This is a genomic window from Paracoccus laeviglucosivorans, from assembly GCF_900182695.1.
Lineage (GTDB): Bacteria > Pseudomonadota > Alphaproteobacteria > Rhodobacterales > Rhodobacteraceae > Paracoccus > Paracoccus laeviglucosivorans.
This window is the reverse complement of record NZ_FXTK01000002.1, coordinates 195,310-215,966: the sequence shown is the minus strand read 5'-3', so window position 1 is coordinate 215,966 and position 20,657 is coordinate 195,310. Positions and strand designations below refer to the sequence as shown.

At 64.0% G+C, this 20,657-nt stretch carries 16 protein-coding genes; 8 read left to right on the top strand and 8 right to left on the bottom strand.

Annotation, left to right across the window (positions count from 1 at the left end):
• Positions 1-57: 57 nt before the first annotated feature.
• A complete protein-coding gene (locus FN835_RS03115) occupies positions 58-1,053 on the top strand; it encodes a siderophore-interacting protein (RefSeq protein WP_142661737.1) in 996 nt (331 codons plus the stop codon).
• On the opposite strand, the gene FN835_RS03110 is transcribed toward FN835_RS03115, so the two are convergent.
• The 5 genes from FN835_RS03110 to FN835_RS03090 are packed head-to-tail and all read right to left on the bottom strand — an operon-like array spanning position 1,032 to position 8,478.
• Positions 1,032-2,729, bottom strand: coding sequence for an ABC transporter ATP-binding protein (locus FN835_RS03110; RefSeq protein ID WP_142661736.1), 1,698 nt, complete (start codon positions 2,727-2,729; stop codon positions 1,032-1,034). The genes FN835_RS03115 and FN835_RS03110 overlap by 22 nt on opposite strands.
• A gap of 16 nt (positions 2,730-2,745) precedes the next feature.
• Positions 2,746-3,522 carry an ABC transporter ATP-binding protein gene (locus FN835_RS03105; RefSeq protein WP_142661735.1) on the bottom strand — a complete coding sequence of 259 codons (777 nt, stop codon included), beginning with the start codon at positions 3,520-3,522 and terminating at the stop codon, positions 2,746-2,748.
• Positions 3,519-5,477, bottom strand: a complete 1,959-nt coding sequence (fhuB, locus tag FN835_RS03100; protein ID WP_246098640.1) for a Fe(3+)-hydroxamate ABC transporter permease FhuB — start codon at positions 5,475-5,477, stop codon at positions 3,519-3,521. The genes FN835_RS03105 and fhuB overlap by 4 nt, the downstream gene beginning before the upstream one ends.
• A gap of 11 nt (positions 5,478-5,488) precedes the next feature.
• Positions 5,489-6,385 (bottom strand): iron-siderophore ABC transporter substrate-binding protein, encoded by an 897-nt coding sequence (locus FN835_RS03095; RefSeq protein ID WP_185958563.1) that lies wholly within the window; start codon positions 6,383-6,385, stop codon positions 5,489-5,491.
• Positions 6,379-8,478: a TonB-dependent siderophore receptor gene (locus FN835_RS03090; protein WP_142661733.1), complete on the bottom strand. Its 2,100-nt coding sequence runs from the start codon at positions 8,476-8,478 to the stop codon at positions 6,379-6,381. Before FN835_RS03090 ends, FN835_RS03095 begins: the two co-directional genes overlap by 7 nt.
• 319 nt (positions 8,479-8,797) lie before the next feature.
• Here FN835_RS03090 and FN835_RS03085 point away from each other — a divergent pair, with 319 nt between their 5' ends.
• From FN835_RS03085 to FN835_RS03070, 4 genes are all read left to right on the top strand, one after another.
• Complete coding sequence (locus FN835_RS03085) at positions 8,798-9,769, top strand: Bug family tripartite tricarboxylate transporter substrate binding protein (RefSeq protein WP_142661732.1); 972 nt, start codon at positions 8,798-8,800, stop codon at positions 9,767-9,769.
• Between the two features lie 73 nt (positions 9,770-9,842).
• Entirely contained in the window at positions 9,843-10,295 is a 453-nt protein-coding gene (locus tag FN835_RS03080; RefSeq protein WP_185958562.1) for a tripartite tricarboxylate transporter TctB family protein, read from the top strand.
• 7 nt (positions 10,296-10,302) lie between these two features.
• Positions 10,303-11,796, top strand: coding sequence for a tripartite tricarboxylate transporter permease (locus FN835_RS03075; protein WP_142661730.1), 1,494 nt, complete (start codon positions 10,303-10,305; stop codon positions 11,794-11,796).
• 62 nt (positions 11,797-11,858) lie between these two features.
• Complete coding sequence (locus tag FN835_RS03070) at positions 11,859-12,983, top strand: carboxylate-amine ligase (protein WP_142661729.1); 1,125 nt, start codon at positions 11,859-11,861, stop codon at positions 12,981-12,983.
• On the opposite strand, the gene FN835_RS03065 is transcribed toward FN835_RS03070, so the two are convergent.
• The 3 genes from FN835_RS03065 to FN835_RS03055 all read right to left on the bottom strand — a co-directional run bounded on the left by FN835_RS03065 (position 12,980) and on the right by FN835_RS03055 (position 16,153).
• Positions 12,980-13,834, bottom strand: coding sequence for a formate/nitrite transporter family protein (locus FN835_RS03065; protein WP_142661728.1), 855 nt, complete (start codon positions 13,832-13,834; stop codon positions 12,980-12,982). The two genes, FN835_RS03070 and FN835_RS03065, sit on opposite strands and share 4 nt — an antisense overlap.
• A gap of 88 nt (positions 13,835-13,922) precedes the next feature.
• Positions 13,923-15,449, bottom strand: a complete 1,527-nt coding sequence (locus FN835_RS03060; RefSeq protein ID WP_142661727.1) for a SulP family inorganic anion transporter — start codon at positions 15,447-15,449, stop codon at positions 13,923-13,925.
• A 5-nt stretch (positions 15,450-15,454) separates the two neighbouring features.
• Complete coding sequence (locus FN835_RS03055) at positions 15,455-16,153, bottom strand: carbonic anhydrase (protein ID WP_142661726.1); 699 nt, start codon at positions 16,151-16,153, stop codon at positions 15,455-15,457.
• A gap of 716 nt (positions 16,154-16,869) precedes the next feature.
• Between FN835_RS03055 and FN835_RS03050 the strand changes: the two genes are divergently transcribed.
• From FN835_RS03050 to FN835_RS03040, 3 genes are all read left to right on the top strand, one after another.
• On the top strand, positions 16,870-18,429 hold the full coding sequence (locus FN835_RS03050; protein ID WP_142661725.1) for a BCCT family transporter: 1,560 nt from the start codon (positions 16,870-16,872) through the stop codon (positions 18,427-18,429).
• A 118-nt stretch (positions 18,430-18,547) separates the two neighbouring features.
• Positions 18,548-19,417: a MurR/RpiR family transcriptional regulator gene (locus tag FN835_RS03045; RefSeq protein ID WP_221930387.1), complete on the top strand. Its 870-nt coding sequence runs from the start codon at positions 18,548-18,550 to the stop codon at positions 19,415-19,417.
• An 82-nt stretch (positions 19,418-19,499) separates the two neighbouring features.
• Positions 19,500-20,615, top strand: coding sequence for an ABC transporter substrate-binding protein (locus tag FN835_RS03040; RefSeq protein ID WP_142661724.1), 1,116 nt, complete (start codon positions 19,500-19,502; stop codon positions 20,613-20,615).
• Positions 20,616-20,657 lie beyond the last annotated feature (42 nt).

The window sequence follows — 20,657 nt, the reverse complement described above, 5'->3', positions numbered from 1 at the left end:
ATTGCCGATTGTTTCTGTGGGTTATATGCTGCGCTCCAAACAAAGGTAAGGCCCGGCATGTTTCCCATCCGCTCGCATCGCAGCACCGGCACGCTTTCCAGCGCATCGGGGGCCGCATCCGCCATCCTGCGCGCCCGTGCCGCGGAATGGGAGGTCGAGCTGGCCGAAACGCCCGAAAGCCTGACCATGCATGTCTGGGGCAGCGAGCTATGCCTGATCCCCGAAGACGGCGCGGTGCGGATCGAATTGCGCGCGCCCGAACAGCGTATCATCGGCCTGCTGCAGGACAACGCGACCGAGCTGTTCGAAAGCCACGGCATGAGCATCAAATGGGACAACGTGAACGAAGGCGCGCTGACCTCGGGGCTGGCACTGATGCAGGTTGTCAGCGTCACGCAGCGCACATCCGGCTTTATCCGTATCCGCGTTCAGGGCGAAGAAGCTGCCCGGTTCGGTCAGGGTAGCCTGCATTTCCGCCTGCTGATCCCGCCGCAAGGGCGCGAAGCGAAATGGCCGCGCATTGCCGCGAATGGCCGCACCATCTGGCCCGAAGGCGAAGATGCGCTGCACCGCCCCGTCTATACGGTCGCGGATCAGGCGGGCGATTGGGTCGATTTCGACATCTATCGCCACACGGGCAGCCCGACCTGCGACTGGGCCGACCGCGTTCAACCCGGCGAGATCGTGGGCCTGCTTGGCCCCGGCGGCGGCTGGTGTTCCGAGGCGGCGACACTGCGCCTGTTCGGCGATGAAACCGCCCTGCCCGCCATTGCGCGGATGCTGGCCCTGACCAAGGGCGAAGCGCGGGTCTGGCTGCGCTGCGGCGCGCAGGATCTGGGGCATCTGGCCGATGATCCCCGCGTGACCCGCTGCGACGACCTGATGGCGGCCCTGCACACCGCCGATCTGGGCGAGGGCGAGGATCGCCACGTCTTTTTCGCCGGTCCCGCGCAGGCTGCACGGGACGCAAGGCGTCATCTGGTGGATCGCGGCCTGAACAAGCGGCAGTTCATCACCGCCGCCTATTGGGGTCAGCCCGACAGCCGGGCATAGACCCCGCCCTGCGCGACCAGCGCGCCATGTTCGCCCATTTCGACGATACGACCGTCCTGCATCACCGCGATGCGGTCTGCATGACGGATCGTGCCCAGCCGGTGCGCAATGACCAGCGTGGTGCGCCCGACCGACAGCGCGTCTAATGCGGTCTGGATCTCACGCTCGGTCTGGCTGTCCAATGCGCTGGTGGCTTCGTCCAGAATCAGGATCGGCGGGTTCTTCAGGAAGGCGCGGGCAATCGCCACGCGCTGCTTTTGCCCACCTGACAGCATCACGCCGCGTTCGCCCACGATGGTGTCCAGCCCCTCGGGCAGGTTCTCCAGTAGCGGACCAAGCTGCGCCTGACGCGCCGCCTGAACGATTTCGGCATCCGAGGCACCCAGCCGGCCATAGGCGATGTTTTCGCGCAAAGTGCCACCGAACAGAAACACGTCCTGACTGACCAGACCGATCTGGCGGCGCAGGCTGTGCAACTGCATCTGGTCCAGCGCAATGCCGTCCACCGTGATCCGCCCCGCGCTGGGTTCGTAAAAACGCGGCAGCAGAGCCAGCAGCGTCGTCTTGCCCGCCCCCGAGGGGCCGACGAAAGCCACCGTCTCACCTGCCTTGATCGTCAGATCGATGCCACGCAGAATCGGGCGGTCGTCATAGCCGAAGCTGACATTTTCGAACCGGATGTCACCGCGCAGCACAGGCGCAGGAATGGCATCCGGTGCATCGGCGATCTCGGGCTCGGTGGCCAGCAGTTCCTGGTAGCGGCGAAAACCCGCGATGCCGCGCGGATAGGTCTCGATCACGGCGGCGATCTTTTCCAGCGGGCGATAGAACACGCCGACCAGCAGCAGGAAACCCACGAAACCGCCGGTCGTCAGATCACCGGACAGCACAAAGCTGGCACCCACGACCATCACGACGACCTGCACCAGCCGCAGACCCATATATTGCAGCGCCGAGGATGCGGCCATCACCTTATAGGCTTCCAGCTTGGTCTTGCGGTAGTTCTGGTTGTCAGCGGCGAAAAGCTCACTCTCATGGGCCTCGTTGCCAAAGGCCTGGACCACGCGCACGCCGCCAAGCGCTTCTTCAAGGCGGACGTTGAAATCGCCGACGCGGGAATAGATCGCACGCCATGTCCGGGTCATGCGGCCACCGTAAAAGATGACCAGCACCAGCATGGCGGGCACGATCAGCGCCACGATCAGCGCAAGGCTGGGGTTGATCGTGAACATCAGGATGAATGCACCGATAAAGGTCATGATCGCGATGAACGCATCTTCGGGGCCGTGATGGGCGACCTCGCCTATCTCCTCAAGGTCGCGGGTCACGCGGGCGACCAGCTTGCCGGTACGCGAACGGTCATACCAGCGCCACGACAGCCGCGTCAGGTGATCAAAGGCGCGAGCCCGCATCTCGGTTTCGATATTGATGCCCAGCTTGTGGCCCCAATAGATCACGATGACCATCAGGCCCGAATTGATGGCGTAAAGCACCAAAAGGCCGATGGCTGCGGCGACCGTCAGGCTCCAATTGCCCTGTGGCAGCAGGTGGTCGATAAAGGCCGTTATCGCCAAAGGAAAGGCCAGCTCAAACAGGCCCGACAGCACCGCACAGCCGAAATCCAGCCAGAATAGCCCAAGCCACGGGCGGTAATAGCCGAAGAAATCGCGCAGCATTCCAAGTCCTTGTTTATTAAGCGGGAACGGCGACCTTGCCGCCATCCTCGCGCCGTAAGACCTGCATGGGCAGGCCGTAGACATGTTCCAGCGCCTCGGGGCGCATCAATTCGTCAGAGCTGCCCTGCATGGCAAGCCGCCCCGCCTTCATCGCCACCACGTGATCGCAGAATCGCGCGGCCATATTCACCTCGTGCAGCACGACGATGGCGGTGCGCCCCTGATCGTGACACATCCGGCGGACCAGCGACAGCACCTCGACCTGATGCGCGATGTCCAGCGCCGAGATCGGCTCATCCAGCAGCAGCGTTCCCGCCTGCTGCGCGACCATCATCGCAAGCCAGCAGCGCTGGCGTTCGCCGCCCGACAAGGTATCGACCAGCTGGTCGGCAAATTCCGTCACACCGCATTCGGACATCGCGCTGTCCACCGCCACATGATCGTCGGGCCCGAACCGTCCCAGCGCCCCGTGCCACGGGTAGCGGCCAAGGGCCACCAGTTCGCGCACCGTCATCCCTTCGGCGGGGGGTGTGGTTTGCGGCATGAATGCCAGCCCGCGCGCATAATCCTGCGGGCTGTAATCGGTGATCGGGCGACCGGCAAAACTGACGCCGCCGCTGGAATGCACGATCTGCCGCGCCAGCACCTTCAGCAGCGTCGATTTAGACGAGCCGTTATGCCCGATCAGCGCGATCACCTGCCCGCCGGGCAGTTCCAGATCCAGATCATGGATCAGCCTGCGCCCCGGCACATCGACGCAAAGGCCTTTGATCGTGAACAGCGGGTCGGTCATCGCCTCATCCTCATCATCAGCCATATGAGCCAAGGCGCGCCCAGAAGCGAGGCGAAAAGCCCCAGCGGCAGCTCATAGGGGAAACCGGCCATGCGTGCGCCGAAATCGGCGGCGATCATCAGGATCGCCCCGATCAGCGCCGCGCCCAGCACATGATCCTGCGCCCGCGCAAGGCCAATGCGCCGCGCCACATGCGGCGCCATCAATCCGACAAAGCTGACCGGCCCGACCAGAACGGTCGCGGCCCCGGTCGCAAGACCCGCCAGCCCGATCAGCGCCAGCCGCGCCCGGATCAGCGGCAAGCCGACGCCTGCCGCCACCTCGGGTCCCAAAGGCAGAACCTGCAACCAGCGCCGCGCATACCATGCCGTCGCCAGCACGACCGCCGCCAGCAGCGCCATGATCGTCGCCTGCACCGGCCCGACCGTGCTGGAGGATCCCGAAAGCCATGCCAGCACCTGCCAGCTTTGCTTGCTGCCCGTCGCCATGACCGCCGACAGCACCGCCGCCGCCATGGCCGAAACCGCGATCCCGGCCAGCAGCACACGTTCCGCAGGCATATCGCGCCGCCGGGCGTAATTCGCGACCAGCATCAACGCCAAGGCGCCGCCCAGCATGGTGCCCACGGTCAGCGGCCCCTGCCCCGGCGCTGTGAACATAAACAGCGTTGCGACGTAGCCGATGGACGCGCCACCCGACACGCCCAGCACCTCGGGCGAGGCCAATGGGTTCGCCGTCAGCCGTTGCAGCACCGCGCCCGCCAGCGCCAGCAGCGCACCCGCCGCACCCGCAGCGATCAGGCGCGGCAGCCGCAGCGGCAGGAATGCCCGGAAACTATCCCAATCCAGCACGGCCCAACCGCCCGGCACCCGACCGATCCAGACCAACACCAGGGCCAGCATCACCGCAGCGCAGGCCATGCCGCCAAGCACGCGCGTGGGTCGCGCAAGCCTTGTGCCCGGCCCCTCGCCCGCCTCGGTCCCCGGCGGGGTCGAGCCGCGCAGCCGGGGCAGCAGCCAGATCAGCAGCGGCCCGCCGATCAGCCCGGTCAGCGCGCCGGTGGGATACATCTCTCCGGTCGCGCCGGCCAGCGTCAGCACCACGCCGTCACAGACCGACAGGATCAGCGCCCCGATCAGCGGCGCGATGGCCAGCACCTGCCCCATGGTCCGCGCGCCCATGCTGCGGGCCAGTGCGGGCGCGGCCAGCCCGACAAAGCCTATCAGCCCCAGCTCGGCGGAAACCGCGGCCGCCAGCACCACCGCGACCACGACCACCGCAAAGCGCACAGCGGCGACATTCATGCCCAGCCCCTGCGCACCCGCCGCCCCCAGCGACAGAACGCGCAACGGCCGCGCCAGCAGCGCAGCAGCCACAGCGCCGAAACCCAGCACCAGCGCAAGGATACGCACCCCGCTCCAGTCCTGCTGGACCAGCGATCCGCCGTTCCAGATAACCAGAGACAGCAGGTATTCGCCCCGCGCCAGCGTCACCGCCGTCGCGATCGCGCTGGCGGTCATCGCGACCAGCATCCCGGCAATCACCATCGTCACCGGGGCGAATGCCCGCCGCGCACCGATGGACATGACCAGTGCCGCTGCCAGACCCGCGCCGATCACGGCGACAGGCCAGCGGCCATATTCCAGCAGCCCCGGCGCAAGGATCGTGGCCATGACCAGCGCAAGCTGCGCGCCGCCCGAAATCCCCAGCGTGGTCGGGTCGGCCACCGGGTTGCGCAGCACTGCCTGCAACAGTGCGCCCGACAGCCCCAGCGCCGCACCGGCGACCAGCGCGATCACGCCGCGCGGCATCAGCCCAAAGGTCAGCAGGATCTGGTCGAGGGTCATGCCCTGCGGATCGAACGGGAATGCAGGCCAGCCGCCCGGCAGCAAACGCATCGCCGCCATCACCCACAGCACAAGGCCAAGGCCCGCCGCAGCGAGCAGCCATATCATCGCTTTCACGTTCATATGGTGATCGGCCCCGTCTCGAATGCTTCGGCCAGCAGATTGGCAAACCGCAGCGCCGAAGGTATGCCGCCAAAAGCGTTGACGTTCGGCAGAACATAGATCCGTCCGTCGCGCACTGCGGGCAACGCTTGCCACAGGATGCTGCGCCGCAACCCGTCCAGCGCCTCGACCGGGATTTCGCCTGCGATGACGATACGCGCCTCGGGCGTCTCGGCCAGCCGTTCGATCGGCAGAGGCGCGCGGAAGCTGAACTGGGTGCGGTCGGTCCAGGCGTTCTGCAGGCCCAGCCGCCCCAGCACGTCCCCGAACATGCTGTCAAAGCCAAAGGCGCGCAGATGCCGCGCATCGCCGATGTCGATCAGGCTTACGGGCCGGTCGGCAAAGGGTGCAAGCCGCGCGGCCAGACCGTCCAATTGCACCATGGTTTCTGCTTGCGCCCGCGCGCCCGCATCCGGGTCGCCCGTCGCAGCAGCCAGATCGGCCATGGCCTGCATCGCCTTGGCAAAGGGCGGTGCGCCCGGAACATAAAACTCAAGCGACAGCACCGGCGCAACCGAGCGCAACCGCGCTTCGTGCTGGACATAGAACGGCGAGGTCAGAATCAGATCGGGCCGGATCAGTTGCAGCAATTCGTAATTCGGCGCACCGCGCAGGCCCAGATCGACCATGCCCGGCACCTCGGGGACCGAGGCTTCGCCGTGATAGCTGATCAGCTCGCAGGCTGCGACAGGGGCGTGACCGATGGCCGTGGCGGTCTCCAGCATGGCCCAGTCTATGGCGGCCAGCCGCATCGAACCGCTGCCCTGCGCAAAAACTGGCCCCGCCGCAGCCAAAGCCGCGGCGGAGATCAGGAAGCCTCGCCGACCCAACAAAGGGGCCGGTCCGCTTACCACTTGTAGGTCATCTTGGCTTGGATGGTGCGGCCTTCGCCATAGCTGCAATACGAGAATCCGCAGGCACCGACATAGACCTCATCGGTGAGGTTAGTGATATTCACCGAAGTCTCGATATTGTTGAAGGTATAGCTGCCGCCCAGATCGACCAGAGTGACGCTGTCCAGCTTGGCGGTGTTGGATGCGTTGATGAAACGCGAACCAAGATAGCGGACACCACCACCGACGCGCAGGCCATTGCCAAAATCGCGGTCAATCCACAGGCTTGCCAAATGGCGCGGCGCATCCGCGAGTTCCTTGCCGTCCAGCACATCGCCCGCCGGAGCCTTCTGTTCGGTCTTGTTATAGGCGTAGCCCCCGCGCACCTTCCAGCCTTCGGCCAGTTGGGCAGTCGCTTCCAGTTCGATGCCGCGCGACCGGACCTCGCCGATCTGGCGGATGCCGCTGCCCGGTTCGCCGTTGGGACGGTCCACTGTGCGGTTCACGTTGGTCTGCCGCAAGTCATAAAGAGCAACGCTGATCAGGCCATCAAAGGATTGCGGCTGATACTTGACGCCCAGTTCCCACTGCTCACCCTCGGTCGGACGCAAAACGTTGTCGTCGATGTCCAGCCCGGCCTGCGGATCGAACGAAGTCGAATAGCTGGCATAAGGCATTGCGCCATTTGCAAACAGGTAGCCCAGACCGACGCGGCCCGTGACCTTGTTGTCTTTGTACTCCGAGACCGAGCCGTAACGCTCACCCGTCTGCTCCACCCAGTCATAGCGCAGGCCTACCGAACCGCGCCAATTGCCGTATTCGATCTCGTCCTGCGCATAAATGCCGGCCTGACGCAGCGTGGAGGGCCCTGCATTCGCGGGTCCATATGGCGTGCGGCCACCTGCGTAGTAATCGGGATCTTCCCAGTTCAGATCCGACGCCGTAAAGAACTGGCTGCTTTCGGTTGCGTCATATTTGCGCACATCCGCGCCGAACAACAGCTTGTGGGTGATGCCGCCCGTAACGACTTCGCCGTTCAGACGGGTGTCAAGGCTGACGGTATCGCTGTCTTCCAGCTGCTCGCTGGAGCCACGGCTGAACGAGGTCGGACCGTTGACCGCCGATGCGTAGGTGGTGCGATAGTTCCAATCCAGCTTTTCGTAGCGGAAACCTTGGCTCAACTTCCAGCCATTGTCGAATTCATGGCTGAATTCGACGCCAAAGCTGATGGATTTGCGGTCACTGTCGTCCCAGTCCTTCTGGCCGGTATAAAGTTCGCGCAGATAATCGTCATGTCCCGTCCCGGTCAGCGCGAAGGGCACACCGGTCGGCGGCATCGGCTTGTCCTTGGTATAGGTCAGCAGAAAGTCGATCGTGGTCGCATCGGTGGGCGTCCAGCGAACCGCTCCGGCCAGATAACCGCCCTTGTTGGTCAGGTCCTCGATCTGGGTGCTGTCATCACGACCAATGCCGGTCACGCGCCACGACAGTTCCTCGCTGGGAGCGCGGTTGACATCAAAGAAGAACTGCTTGCTTTGGTTGCTGTCATACCCAATGCCCGCTTCACCGAAATCATAGTTCTGCGCGCGTTTCTGCACCATGTTGATGACGCCCAGCGGAGAGCCCGCACCATATAGCGTCGATGACGGACCACGCAGCACCTCGATCTGCTGCATACCGTAGATTTCCTGTTTGATCGCGCCAAAATAGCGGCCCTGACGCAAACCGTTCACGTATTGCGCGTTTTCAGCCTTGAAGCCCCGGACATAGGGTGTGTCAAAGCGCGGGTCTTTGCCAAAGGGTTCGGCCAGCACGCCAGCGGTGTAACCCAGCGCCTGACCAAGGTTTTCGGCGCCCTGATCACGGATTTGCTGATTGGTCACAACCGAAACCGACTGTTGCGTTTCCGCCAGAGGAACGTCCGATTTGGTCGCGATCTGGCTGTAACTCGCGACGTATCCGTCGGCGGCAGCCGTGGTGTCGGTTGTCGCGGTCAACACCACCTCGTCCAGCACGACGGACTGAGCCGTCGTTTCGGTCTGCGCCAATGCGGGCAGCGCCAACGTCAGAAGGCTGGTTCCCGCCAGCAGCAATACACGGGACGAGAGGGTCATGTCAGGCAACCTTTCACCTAGTGGATGCGCGACCGGAGTGAGTTAAGGCCGCGAACCTCGATTCGCTTTTCCTGAGAGTTTTAATACACAATTAACCGCGCCCCCAGATACCGTTGCACCGATACCGCCGCAGCGTGCTTTTCCTGCCGCAGTCGCGTGTCGCGTGTGCCGCAGTCTGGGCGATGATCATTGCGTATGCATTGCGGATCATCGTCGTTGATCAAATTCATCCTGCAATCGCCCTGCATCGTTGACAATGTATACACAATCCCCAATCCTTCATGTCGGAGGGGCCGCAGCGCCCTAGGGAGGAAAATGGATGAAACGCAGATCATTTCTGCCGCTGGTGGCGGCTGCGCTGACGTTGACGGCGGTGACGCCCGCGCTGGCGGAATATCCCGAACGCCCGATCGAAATGATCGTGCCTTGGGGCGCGGGCGGCGGCACGGATGCGGTGGGCCGCATCTTTGCGCAGATGCTTCAGCAGGAACTGGGCAAGCCCGTGAACGTGGTGAACCGCACCGGCGGCTCGGGCGTGGTGGGCCATACGGCGATTTCGCGCGCGCGGCCCGATGGCTACACGATCGGCGTCGTCACGATCGAGATCGACATGATGCATTGGCAGGGCCTGACCCAGCTGACGCATGAGGATTTCGACTTCCTCGCCATGGTCAATGCCGATCCGGGCGGGCTGATGGTGGCCGAGGACGCGCCTTGGAAAACCGCAGCCGAGCTGCGCGATGCGATGAAATCCGAAGCGCCCGGCACGCTCAAGGCATCGGGCACGGGTCAGGGCGGCATCTGGCACCTGAACATGCTGGGCTGGATGCTGTCCGAAGACATCCCGCTGCAAAACGTCGCCTGGGTGCCCAGCCAGGGCGCATCCGCCGGTCTGACCGATATGGTGGCGGGCGGCGTGCAGCTTGTGCCCTCGTCTTTGGCCGAGGGGCGGGCACTGATCGACGCAGGCCGCGTGCGCGCGCTGGCCAGCATGTCGGATGAACCGCAGGCAATGTTCCCCGACGCACCGCCGTTGAAAGAGGCCACCGGCTCGGACTGGAAATTGTCGGTCTGGCGCACCATCGCCGCCCCCAAGGGGATGCCCGATGACGTGCGCGCCAAGCTGACCGCCGCGATCCAGAAGGCCTATGAAAGCAAGGAATATCAGGACTTCATGACCGAACGCGGCTTCGGCCTGCGTTGGGCCGGCCCCGAAGATACCACCCGCATCGTTGCCGAAGACGACGCGACGCTGGGCGCGATCATGAAGGAAGCCGGTCTGGCGAAGTAACGAAAAAGGGCCGCGCCCGTCGCGGCCCCGTCCATCCAGAGGGGAGGCTGGCATGAGACTAGGAGACCGAGCATTGGGACTGCTGACACTGCTGGGGGGCGTGGCGCTGTTCCTTGCCTCGATGCAGTTCTCGCCGTTGCCGGGGCAGAAATACGGCGCCGAGACCCTGCCCGAGGTGGTGGCCGTCATGGCCATTGTGCTGGGGCTGGTGATGCTGGTGCAGGGCTTGCGCCACGAAAGCGGTATGGCATTGGTCGAAATCACCGATTGGGCACGCGACGGCGGCACATGGGCCAAGCTTGCTGCGGCGACCGTGCTGATCGCCGTCTATTGCGTCGTGCTGGATCGGGTGGGCTTTACCATCTCCAGCCTTGTTCTGGTGGCGATCATGCTTTGGCTGACGCGCACCCGCCCGATCCTGATCCTGCCCATCGCGGTGGTGACGGTGCTGGTGGTGCAATTCGCCTTTGGTCGAATGTTGCTGGTGCCGTTGCCACGCGGCGAACTTTTGTCCCTGCCGTGGTGATCCGCATATGAGCACGCTTTCCCAATCCTTTGCGCTGGTCTTTGACTGGCAGATCCTGATGGTCATGCTTCTGTCGGGGGCCTTCGGACTGTTCGTGGGCGCCATCCCCGGCCTGACCGCGACCATGGCGACCGCGCTTCTGGTCCCGATCACCTTTTTCATGGAGCCGATCGCGGCCATCGCGGCCATCGTCACGGCATCCGCCATGGCGATCTTTTCGGGCGACATTCCGGGCGCGCTGCTGCGCATTCCCGGCACGCCCGCCAGCGCCGCATATGTCGATGACAGCTATCAAATGACCCGCAGCGGGCGCGGACCCGAGGCGCTTGGCGCATTGCTGGTCTTCTCGGTCATCGGCGGCATCTTCGGCACCATCGTGCTGATCGTCGCCTCGCCCCTGCTGGCCGAGGTGGCGCTGAAATTCTCGTCCTTCGAATATTTCTGGCTGGTGCTGCTGGGCCTGTCGGCCGCAATCTTCGTGTCGCCCGGTTCGGTCACACGGGGACTGGTCGCGCTGGTGATCGGTCTGGTCGCGGCCTGCGTCGGCATGGACAACCCCACCGCCGAACCGCGTTTCACCTTCGGCAATGTCGATCTGCTGGGCGGGATTTCCTTTATCCCCGCGATGATCGGCCTGTTCGCCTTGGCCGAGGTCTTTCGCTACATGGTCCACGGCCACAAGCTGCCGCCGCCCCTGAAGCCGGAAACCAAAGGCATGATCCGCAGCCAGTGGGCGGTGCTGAAACGCTATCCCAAGCAGACCATGCGAGGAAACATCACCGGCACGCTGATCGGGGCGCTGCCCGGTGCCGGTGCCGATATCGCCGCGTGGATTTCCTATGCCATGTCCAAGCGCTTCTCGCGCGAGCCGGAAAAATTCGGCAAGGGCCATGTCGAAGGTCTGGTCGAGGCGGGCGCGTCCAACAACTCGGCCGTCAGCGGCGCGTGGATCCCGGCGCTGGTCTTCGGAATTCCGGGCGATTCCATCACCGCAATCGTCATCGGCGTGCTGTATATCAAGGGCATGAACCCCGGCCCCACGATCTTCATCGAGCAGGCGACGATGATCAACGCGCTGTTCATCGTCTTCCTGTTGGCAAACCTGCTGATGATCCCGCTGGGCTGGATCGCGATCCGCGCCTCGACCACGATCCTGGCCGTGCCGCAGCGCATCCTGATGCCGATCATTCTGCTGTTCTGCATCGTCGGCGCATTCGCGATCACCAACTCGGTCTTCGGCGTGATCCTGATGCTGTGCTTCGGCGTTCTGGGCTTCATCATGGAGGAAAACGACATCCCCATCGCTCCCGCAATTCTGGGACTTGTGCTGGGGCCCATGCTGGAACAGCATTTCATCACCTCGATGATCAAGTCGAACGGAAACCTGCTGGAGTTCTTCGGCAGACCCATCGCCGCCGGGCTGGGCATCATGACCATCGTGATATGGTGTCTGCCTTTGATCCTGCGTTTGTTCAGGGGGCGCAAACAGGCCATGGCCTGACTGGGAACATCGCCCCCCGTCACCGTGTTGATCCGCGGACAAGCCTTTGAAAACAGATCATCATGGATAAAGACGACTTCACGCTGGGCATCGAAGAAGAATATCTGCTTGTCGATGCCCAGACCGGAGCGCTGGCCGAGGCCCCCGATGCGCTGATGGCTGCCTGCAAGGCCGAGCTTGAGGATCAGGTCAGCCCCGAATTCCTGCGCTGCCAGATCGAGGTCGGAACCCCCGTCAGCCGCGACATCTCCGAGGCGCGCGACCATCTTGCGCGGCTGCGCCGGTCCATCGCGCGCCATGCGGGCGAATTCGGGCTGGCGCCCATCTCGGTCGCGTGCCATCCCTTTGCCGATTGGCGCGACCAGAACCGCACCGACAAAGACCGCTACATCCAACTTTCACGAGAGATGGGGGCAGTGTCGCGGCGGATGCTGATCTGCGGCATGCATGTCCATGTGGGCATCGCATCGGACGCGATGCGCATCGATCTGATGAACCAGCTGCCCTATTTCCTGCCGCATCTGCTGGCGGTGTCGGCCTCCAGCCCGTTCTGGCAGGCGGCGGATACCGGGCTTGCCTCATACCGCACGACGGTTTTTGGCAATTACCCCCGCACCGGCCTGCCCCCGCAATTCGCCAGTTGGGAAGAGTATCAGCGTGCCATTGCCACCCTGACCGATCTGGAGATCATCGAGGACAGTTCCAAGATCTGGTGGGATCTGCGCCCCTCGTCGCGGTTTCCGACGGTCGAAACCCGCATCTGCGATGCCTGCCCCCGCATCCGCGATACGCTGACCATGGCCGCGCTGATACAGGCGACCGCCCGGATGCTGGTGCGGCTGCACCGCAAGAACCTGCGCTGGCGGCAATACGACAATTTCCTGCTGGGCGAAAACCGCTGGCGGGCGCTGCGCTATGGCGTGTCCCAGGGGCTGATCGACTTTGGCACCCGCAGCATCCGCCCCCTGGACGAACTGGCCGAGGATTGGTTAGCAGTGATCGGCGAAGACGCCGATGCGCTGAACAGCCAGCCCGCAACGGCGCGGCTGCGCGATATGGCGCGCGAAACCTCGGCCGACCGTCAGCGTGCGGTGTTCACCGCATCGCTGGCCGCCGGGGCCGATCATGATGAGGCGATGCGCGCCGTGGTCATGCACCTGATCGAGGAGTTCCGGCTGGACCTTTAATCCTCCTCGTCGGCGCGAACCTCAAGATGGGCCACCAGCGCGAAAATCGCCGTGCCGCCGACGATATTGCCCAGCGTCACCGGGATCAGGAACGTGCCGATCGCTGCGCCCGGCGTCGTCTGGCCCAGCAGCAGCAGATAGACCACCTCGATCGCGCCGACGACGACATGCGGAAAATCCCCGATGGCGATCAGATATGTCGCCAGAAAGATCAGGGTCAGCTTGGACGCCTCAAGCCCATAGATCGCCCAGACCATGATCGCGATCAGCCAGCCCGAGACGATTCCGCCGGTGAACATCGCCGTGGGCGTCTTCTCCATCAGGTGCAGGCTGATCTCCAGAAGCTTTTCATCGACTTCGGGGGTGAAGATCGGCATCCAGACGAAGACCGCCGCCGCGATGGCGCAGCCGATGATATTGCCGACCAGCACCGTGCCCCACAGCCGCAGAAGCTGCCAGATATGCGCGCGGGACGGTTCGCGCAGGACCGGCACCACGGGCGTCACGGTGTTTTCGGTGAAAAGCTGCTGGCCCGCCGCAATGGCGAAGATGAAGCCGAAGGTATAGCCCGCCGCCTCGATCAGGTGGCCCAGCTCGATCTCGGGCAGGTTGGCGCTGATGATGCCGCGTGCGACCAGCGACAGGCTCATGGTGATGCCGCCCGCAAGGGCCGACCAGAACAGCGCAAAGACCTCGCGCGACAGTTCCCGCTCGCCCTCTCGGCGCAGCAGCTCATGGACGGTCGCGGCCTTGGAGGGCATGCGTTCGTCCAGATCGTCGGCGGGGATCGCCTTGGCCTCGTCCGGCGTCGCCTCGGTCTGGGGCAGTTTCCTGGTCGTCTCGTCACTCATGCCAGCCATCCCGCAATCATCTGGGGCATAAGCGTGGCGCGGCACCGGTCGTTCCCGGTGCCGCGAAATATTTTGCGCAGCGAATGGCTTAGGCCGTCTCGGCGGACAGGCGGGCAAAGATGCGCCCGATGCGCGGATCGCTTTCTTCGGGTGGCATTACCTCGACCGGGCGACCGGCGCGGGTTTCGCGCTTGACCCATTCGCAGATCGTCTCGGCGCTGGTGTGGTCCATGTAGCGCAGGCCTTGCCCGTCCAGCCGGACCTTGCGGCCTTCGGGCAGGTTTTCCAGCGTCGCCAGCATCGCGGGAACGCTGCGGCAGGTTGCGGCCCCGTCCAGACCCAGATGGATTTCGTCGCCCCGTTCGGTGCGCTGGATCGAAAAACGGCGCACCAGCCAGGGCAGCACCTCGACCAGCGACAAGGCCAAACCGATGCCAACACCGATCAGCAGGTCATGCGTCACCACCATCACCACCGTCGCGGCCCAGATGCCCACGGGGAAGAAGCCGTGATGGGTCAAAAGCTCGCGCACGTGATGGATGCCGATCAGGCGCCAGCCGGTGACCAGCAGCACCGCCGCCAAGGCCGTCAGCGGCACCAGCCCCAAAACACCCGGCAGCAGCGCGATCAGCGCCAGAATCCAGACCCCGTGCAGGATGGTCGAGGCGCGGGTCTTTGCCCCCGCCTGCACATTGGCCGAAGAACGCACGATCACCCCGGTGATCGGCAACCCGCCCAGCAGACCGCAAAGCCCGTTACCGACACCCTGCGCGAACAGCTCCTTGTTCAGTCTGGTGCGTTCGCCATCATGCATCCGGTCCACGGCCGCCGCCGACAACAGCGTTTCAGCACTGGCGATGATCGCGATGACAGCGGCGGCGATGATCAGCCCCGGCTCGGCCAGTCGCGCGAAACTGTCCGCCGTCGGCAGCGCGATATCGGCAAACAGCGATGCCGGAACCTCGACCCTCGGGATGGGCAGGTTCATCAGCGCGGTCAGCGTGGTGCCCGCACCCACGCCGATCAGCGCACCCGGCACCAGCGCCAGCGATTTCGGGCGCATCTTTTCCCAACCCAGCATCGCCAGCAGCGAGATCAGGCCGATCAGCAGCGCCAGCGCCTCGGTCGAAACCGTGTCGCCCAGCACGCGCGAGACGGTCTCATCCATCGCGGCGATATTGTCGGTCGCATGGGCCGCAGGGGCGCTGCCCATCAGCACATGGATCTGGCCCAGAATGATCAGGATCCCGATCCCCGTCAGCATCCCATGCACCACGGCCGGAGAGATCGAGCGGAACCACGACCCCATGCGCAGAAAACCGGCGGCGATCTGGATGATACCCGCCAGCACCAGCACCGGCCCCAGCATGGCGACGCCGTATTCCTGCACAAACCCAAAGACGATGACCGCAAGCCCCGCCGCCGGACCCGTCACCTGCAAGGGCGACCCGGCCAGAAAACCCACGACGATCCCGCCGATGACGCCCGAGATCAGCCCCATGGCCACCGGCACGCCCGAAGCAATGGCGATGCCAAGGCACAGCGGCATGGCCACAAGAAACACCACCAGCGAGGCAGCAAAGTCACGCGAGAATGAGGAGGCATATTTCTGCATGACGTTCACTCCGCCGCGATGGGGGTCTGCGCGGCAAGCTGCGGCTGAAGACGGCCCTTGATCGCGACGGGCAGATCATCGCCGTCGCGGGGCAGCACGAAGCCGCGCTTTTCGCCGTCATAGACCAGCACGCCGCCCGTCTCGATGTCGAAGAACCAGCCGTGCAGCGTGATTTCCCCCTGCGCCAGCTTGGCCGCGACGGATGGGTGCGTGCGCAGGTGATCCAGTTGCACCAGCACGTTTTCCAGCGCGACGGCACGGATCAGCTCGGGCTCGGTCAGGCCTTGGGGATAGGCTTGCGTGACGACCGAATGGGCCGCGTGGCTGTGGCGCAGCCACGCCGCGACATTGGGCATCGGCTCCAGCAGATGCGGGCAGCACAGCCCCTTCATCGCGCCGCATTCCGAATGGCCGCAAACGATGATGTCGCGGACCCCCAACGCCAGAACGGCATATTCGATGGCCGAGGACACGCCCCCGTTCATCGTCGAAAACGGTGGCACGATATTGCCGGCGTTGCGGCAGACGAACAGCTCGCCCGGACCGGATTGCGTGATCGCCTCGGGCATGACCCGGCTGTCGGCGCATGAGATCATCAGCGCCTGCGGGTTCTGTCCCTCATGCGCCAATTGGCGGTAAAGTGCGGCCTGTTGCGGGAAAACGTCCCCACGGAAACTGGTAATCCCCTTCATCAGATCAGGCATCGGGATCTTCCTTTTGCTGGTCGGAGCGCGTCTACCTTGCGCCCGAAGATGGGTCTTTGCCGCAGTCGCAAACCATTGCGCGACCTTTGGCAGCTCCATGATTGCCAAGTGCTTTCTGACGCTTCACTGACAACACCCGTCAGAATAACGTGAGCATTCCGCCGATCCGCCCGCGATTGCCGCAGCGCAGCAATCGCGCGTGCAGGTTCCTGCCAATGACCAGAAAAATATGTATAACCATATTGCGCGGTCTGGCGTCAGATGGCTGGGCGATGGCACTTGCAGGATACGACCCGACCTTGCGCTACGCTGGATTCCCGCTGATCGCGAATGCAATTTTGGCAAGAATCCGCGCATTTTTCACAACTATAGATATATACAGGCAATGCCTGCCTGCCGGGCAACCCGCGCACCCGAATCCGTGCGGGTAACGCGGATTGGACCGGATGGCGCCATATGTCGCATATGGCCGATTCTTCTGGTCGCAAAACCGTGATCCGGGCATCTGCGGCGATGCTGGCGCGTCGTTCCTGCGCCATTCGGAAAACACAACGCCAAACCATATCAATAGGTTAAAAAATCCACAGCGAAGGTTTGCGACGGCATATTGGGATAAATGCGCCACATGTCGGACACGACCCCTGCCGATTTCGATGTCGCGGCTAATCAGGATCACTGCCCGGAAAAACAGGGCCAAGATCAACAGGAGGTCGCAAATGCAGACAAAGGAAAGGCTGGGTCTGGACCCCGGCGTGTTCTGGCCCGCGCTGATTATCGCGGTGGGTTTCGTGGGCTGGGGCGTCTTTGCCCCCGCCAGCCTGACCGCCACGGCAGGCGCAGTGCTGGGCTGGATCATCCGCGTCTTCGGATGGAGCTTCATTATCTCGACCGCGTGCTTTCTGATGTTCTCGGTCTTTCTGGCGGTCAGCCGGTTCGGGCGCATCCGCTTGGGCCGCGATGACGAACGGCCGGAATTCTCGGACCGCTCATGGGTCTGCATGATGTTCAGCGTGGGCATGGGCATCGGCCTGATGTTCTGGGGCGTGGCCGAACCCATCAGCCATTTCTCGGCCCCGCCGCATGGGCTGGCCGAACCCGGCACGCGCGAAGCCGCGCTGCTGGCCATGCAATATTCGTTCTTTCACTGGGCGCTGCATCCTTGGGCGATCTATGCCGTCGTCGGTCTGGCGCTGGCCTATTTCAGCTATCGCCGCGACCTGCCTGTGCTGGTTTCCAGCGCGTTCCACCCGCTGCTGGGCGACCGCATCCACGGACCGATCGGGCGTCTGATCGACATTCTGGCAATCATCGCGACGCTGTTTGGCACCGCGACATCGCTGGGCCTTGGCGCACAGCAGATCGCCAGCGGCATGAACTTCCTGTGGCATACCGGTGAGACGAACACGCTGGAGCTGGTCATCATCGGCGTGCTGACGGTGCTTTTCATCGTCTCGGCGGTGTCGGGCGTGGGCAAGGGCATCCAGTTCCTTAGCAATATGAACATGGTGATCGCCCTGGTGCTGCTGGCCTTTATCGCGCTGGTCGGTCCCACCGTCTTCATCCTGGATACGCTGGTCGAGGCGCTGGGTTACTACGCAAGCGACCTTGTGATCATGTCCTTCAAGACCTCGGCATTCAACGACCCGGCATGGCTGTCCAGCTGGACGATCTTTTACTGGGCATGGTGGATCTCCTGGGCGCCCTTCGTGGGCGTGTTCATCGCCCGCATTTCGCGCGGGCGCACGATCCGGGAATTCGTGATCGGCGTGCTGCTGATCCCCAGCGCCGTGACCTTCGTGTGGTTCACCATCATGGGCGGCGCGGCGCTGCATTCCGAACTGGCCGGCCCCGGCGGGCTGGTCGAGGCGGTCAAGGAAATGGGCGCACCCGTTTCGCTGTTTGCGCTGCTTGAGCAATTCCCGATGGCTGCCGTGACCTCGTCGGTCGCGATGTTCCTTGTGGCCATCTTCTTCGTGTCGGGGGCCGATGCGGCCTCTGTCGTGATGGGAATGCTGTCATCGCGCGGCACGCCGCATCCGCGTCCGGGCATCGTCGTGCTGTGGGGGCTGCTGGCCGGGGCATCGGCATCGGTGCTGTTGGTCATGGGCGGGCTGGACGGCCTGCAAACCGCAGCGATCATCGCCGCCGCGCCGTTCCTGCTGGTGATGGTGGGCCTGTGCGTATCGCTGTGGAAGGGGCTATTCGACGACATCGAGGTGCATGGCCATTTCGAATTTCTCGACCCCCAGACCGGCAGCGTCAAGGAACGCGACTGACCCGCTGCCCGCGCGCCGCACCGGCTGCTGCGCGCGGGCGATGGAAGTTTCCTTGCGGACATGCGAAGCCTTGCAAGCCGTCTGCGACCGGATGGCCTGCAAGCAAGGGTGACACGGCATGGCTTTGGCGCATGAAATGGATGACCGGGGCATTGTGTCACGCATTCAGGCGCTTGGCGGCCAACTGACCGGCACCGAACAACTGCTGGTGGCCCGGCTTCTGGCCGCGCCGCGCGAAATCTCGCTGGGCACCTCAGCGGATTTCGCACAGCGCGCAGGCGCACATGAAGCGACGACATCGCGTTTCGTGCGCAAGCTGGGCTTTCGCAACTATGCCGCCTTTCGCGACGCGCTGCGGGCCGAGTTCCTGCACGGCGCCGAACCGGCCGAACGCATGTCGGCGACGCTGCAAATCAGTGGCGGCAACCTTCTGGACGGGCTGATCGGTCAGGAGATCGCGGCACTTTCGGCCATTCTGGACCACATCGACCAGACACGCATCGCCCGCGCCGCCGAACTGATCGACCGGCCCCGGCAGTTCATCTTTGCCCATGGCAACGCCACAGCCCTTGCCGTGATGGTCGAACGTCGGCTGCGGCGCATGGGCTTTCTGCCGGTGCTGTTGACAGGCGGGCCGCGCGATCTGGCCGAACAGGCGGTGGGCATCGGCGCGGGTGATGCAGTGATCCTGTTCGCGTTTCGCCGCCAACCCCGCAGCTATGCCACGCTTTTGCACGTCGCCCGCGAACAAGGCGCGGCGACGCTGGCAATCTCGGATGCGATTGGCCCTGCGCTGAGCCCCGCCCCCGATCTTTTGCTGGCCGCGCCGCGCGCAGGCGATGACGACAGCTTTCAGACGCTGAACGTGCCCATGCTGCTGTGCAATGCCCTGATCCTTGCGCTTGGCAACCGCCGCCAGCCCGATGGCCTGTCCGCGCTGACCCGTCTGGGCGAACTGATCCGGCGTTTCGATCTGCGGGACGAATAGCCTGCAATATTTCTTGCACGTCATACTTTTGTTGCAAGTTACCATTACATCGGCGGCATCCACCACGCCCAAAGGATTCGCCATGCGCGCCGCTTTCGCCTCTGCCCTTGCCCTTTTCGCCGCCCTGCCCGCTTTTGCGCAGGACAATCTTGATACGCTGGACAACGCAGCCCTGCTGCCCAAGGCGCAGGCCGAAGGCAAGGTGACGGTCTACGCCTTTACCAGCCGCATCGGCCGGGTCGAAACCGCGTTCGAGGCGGCCTATCCGGGCATCGACATGGTCAGCTTCGATATGTCCTCGACCGAACAGATCGCGCGCATCAAGTCCGAGGCGCAGGCGGGTCTGCCCGGCGCGGATGTGATCTATATCTCGGATGCGCCGGTCGTGATGACCGAATTGCTGGCAGGCGGGCTGATCGCGCCCTATGTGCCGCCCCGCGTTGCAGCCGATCTGCCCGACGCGATGAAATCCCCGCTTCTGGCGCAGCGCCTTTCGACCAAAGTTCTGATGTATAACGAAGAAAGCTATCCCCAAGGTGCGCCGGTCGATAACCTGTGGGATCTGACCACCCCGGAATGGAAGGGCAAGGTGGTCATGGTCGATCCCCTGCAACGCGGCGATTATCTGGACCTGATGACGGAAATCGTGCTGAAATCCGACATGATGGCCGAAGCCTATCAGGCGCAGTTCGGCAAGCCGATCCAGCTTGCTAGCGGCGTCGAGAACGCGGGCCAGCAATTCATCGCGGATCTGTTCGCCAATGACGTGGTGCTGATGGGCTCGACCGATGACGTCAACGCCGCGGTCGGGGCCAAGGGACAGTCTGCCGCGCCCATCGGTTTCACCAGCTATTCCGACCGCCGCGACAATGAGGATGAGGGCTGGGCCCTGCAGGTCGCCAATGACGTGATGCCCGCGAACGGCATCGTCTTTCCGGCGCTGCTGGCGGTGAACCCCAAGGCCGCGAACCCCGCAGCCGCGCGCCTTGCCGTGGATTTCCTGATGGGTGACGACAGCGAAACCGGGGGCGACGGCTTCAAGCCTTTTTATGTCGCGGGCGACTGGCCGACCCGCAGCGACATCGCGCCCCATCCCGATGCGATCCCGCTGGACCAGTTCAACGGCTGGATCATCGACCCGGCCCAGACCGCGCAGATCCGCGCCGAGGTGGCCGACCTGATCCTGACCCTGCAATAAGCCGCGCAAATCCGGGGGCGTGGTCAGCCGCGCCCCCCTGAT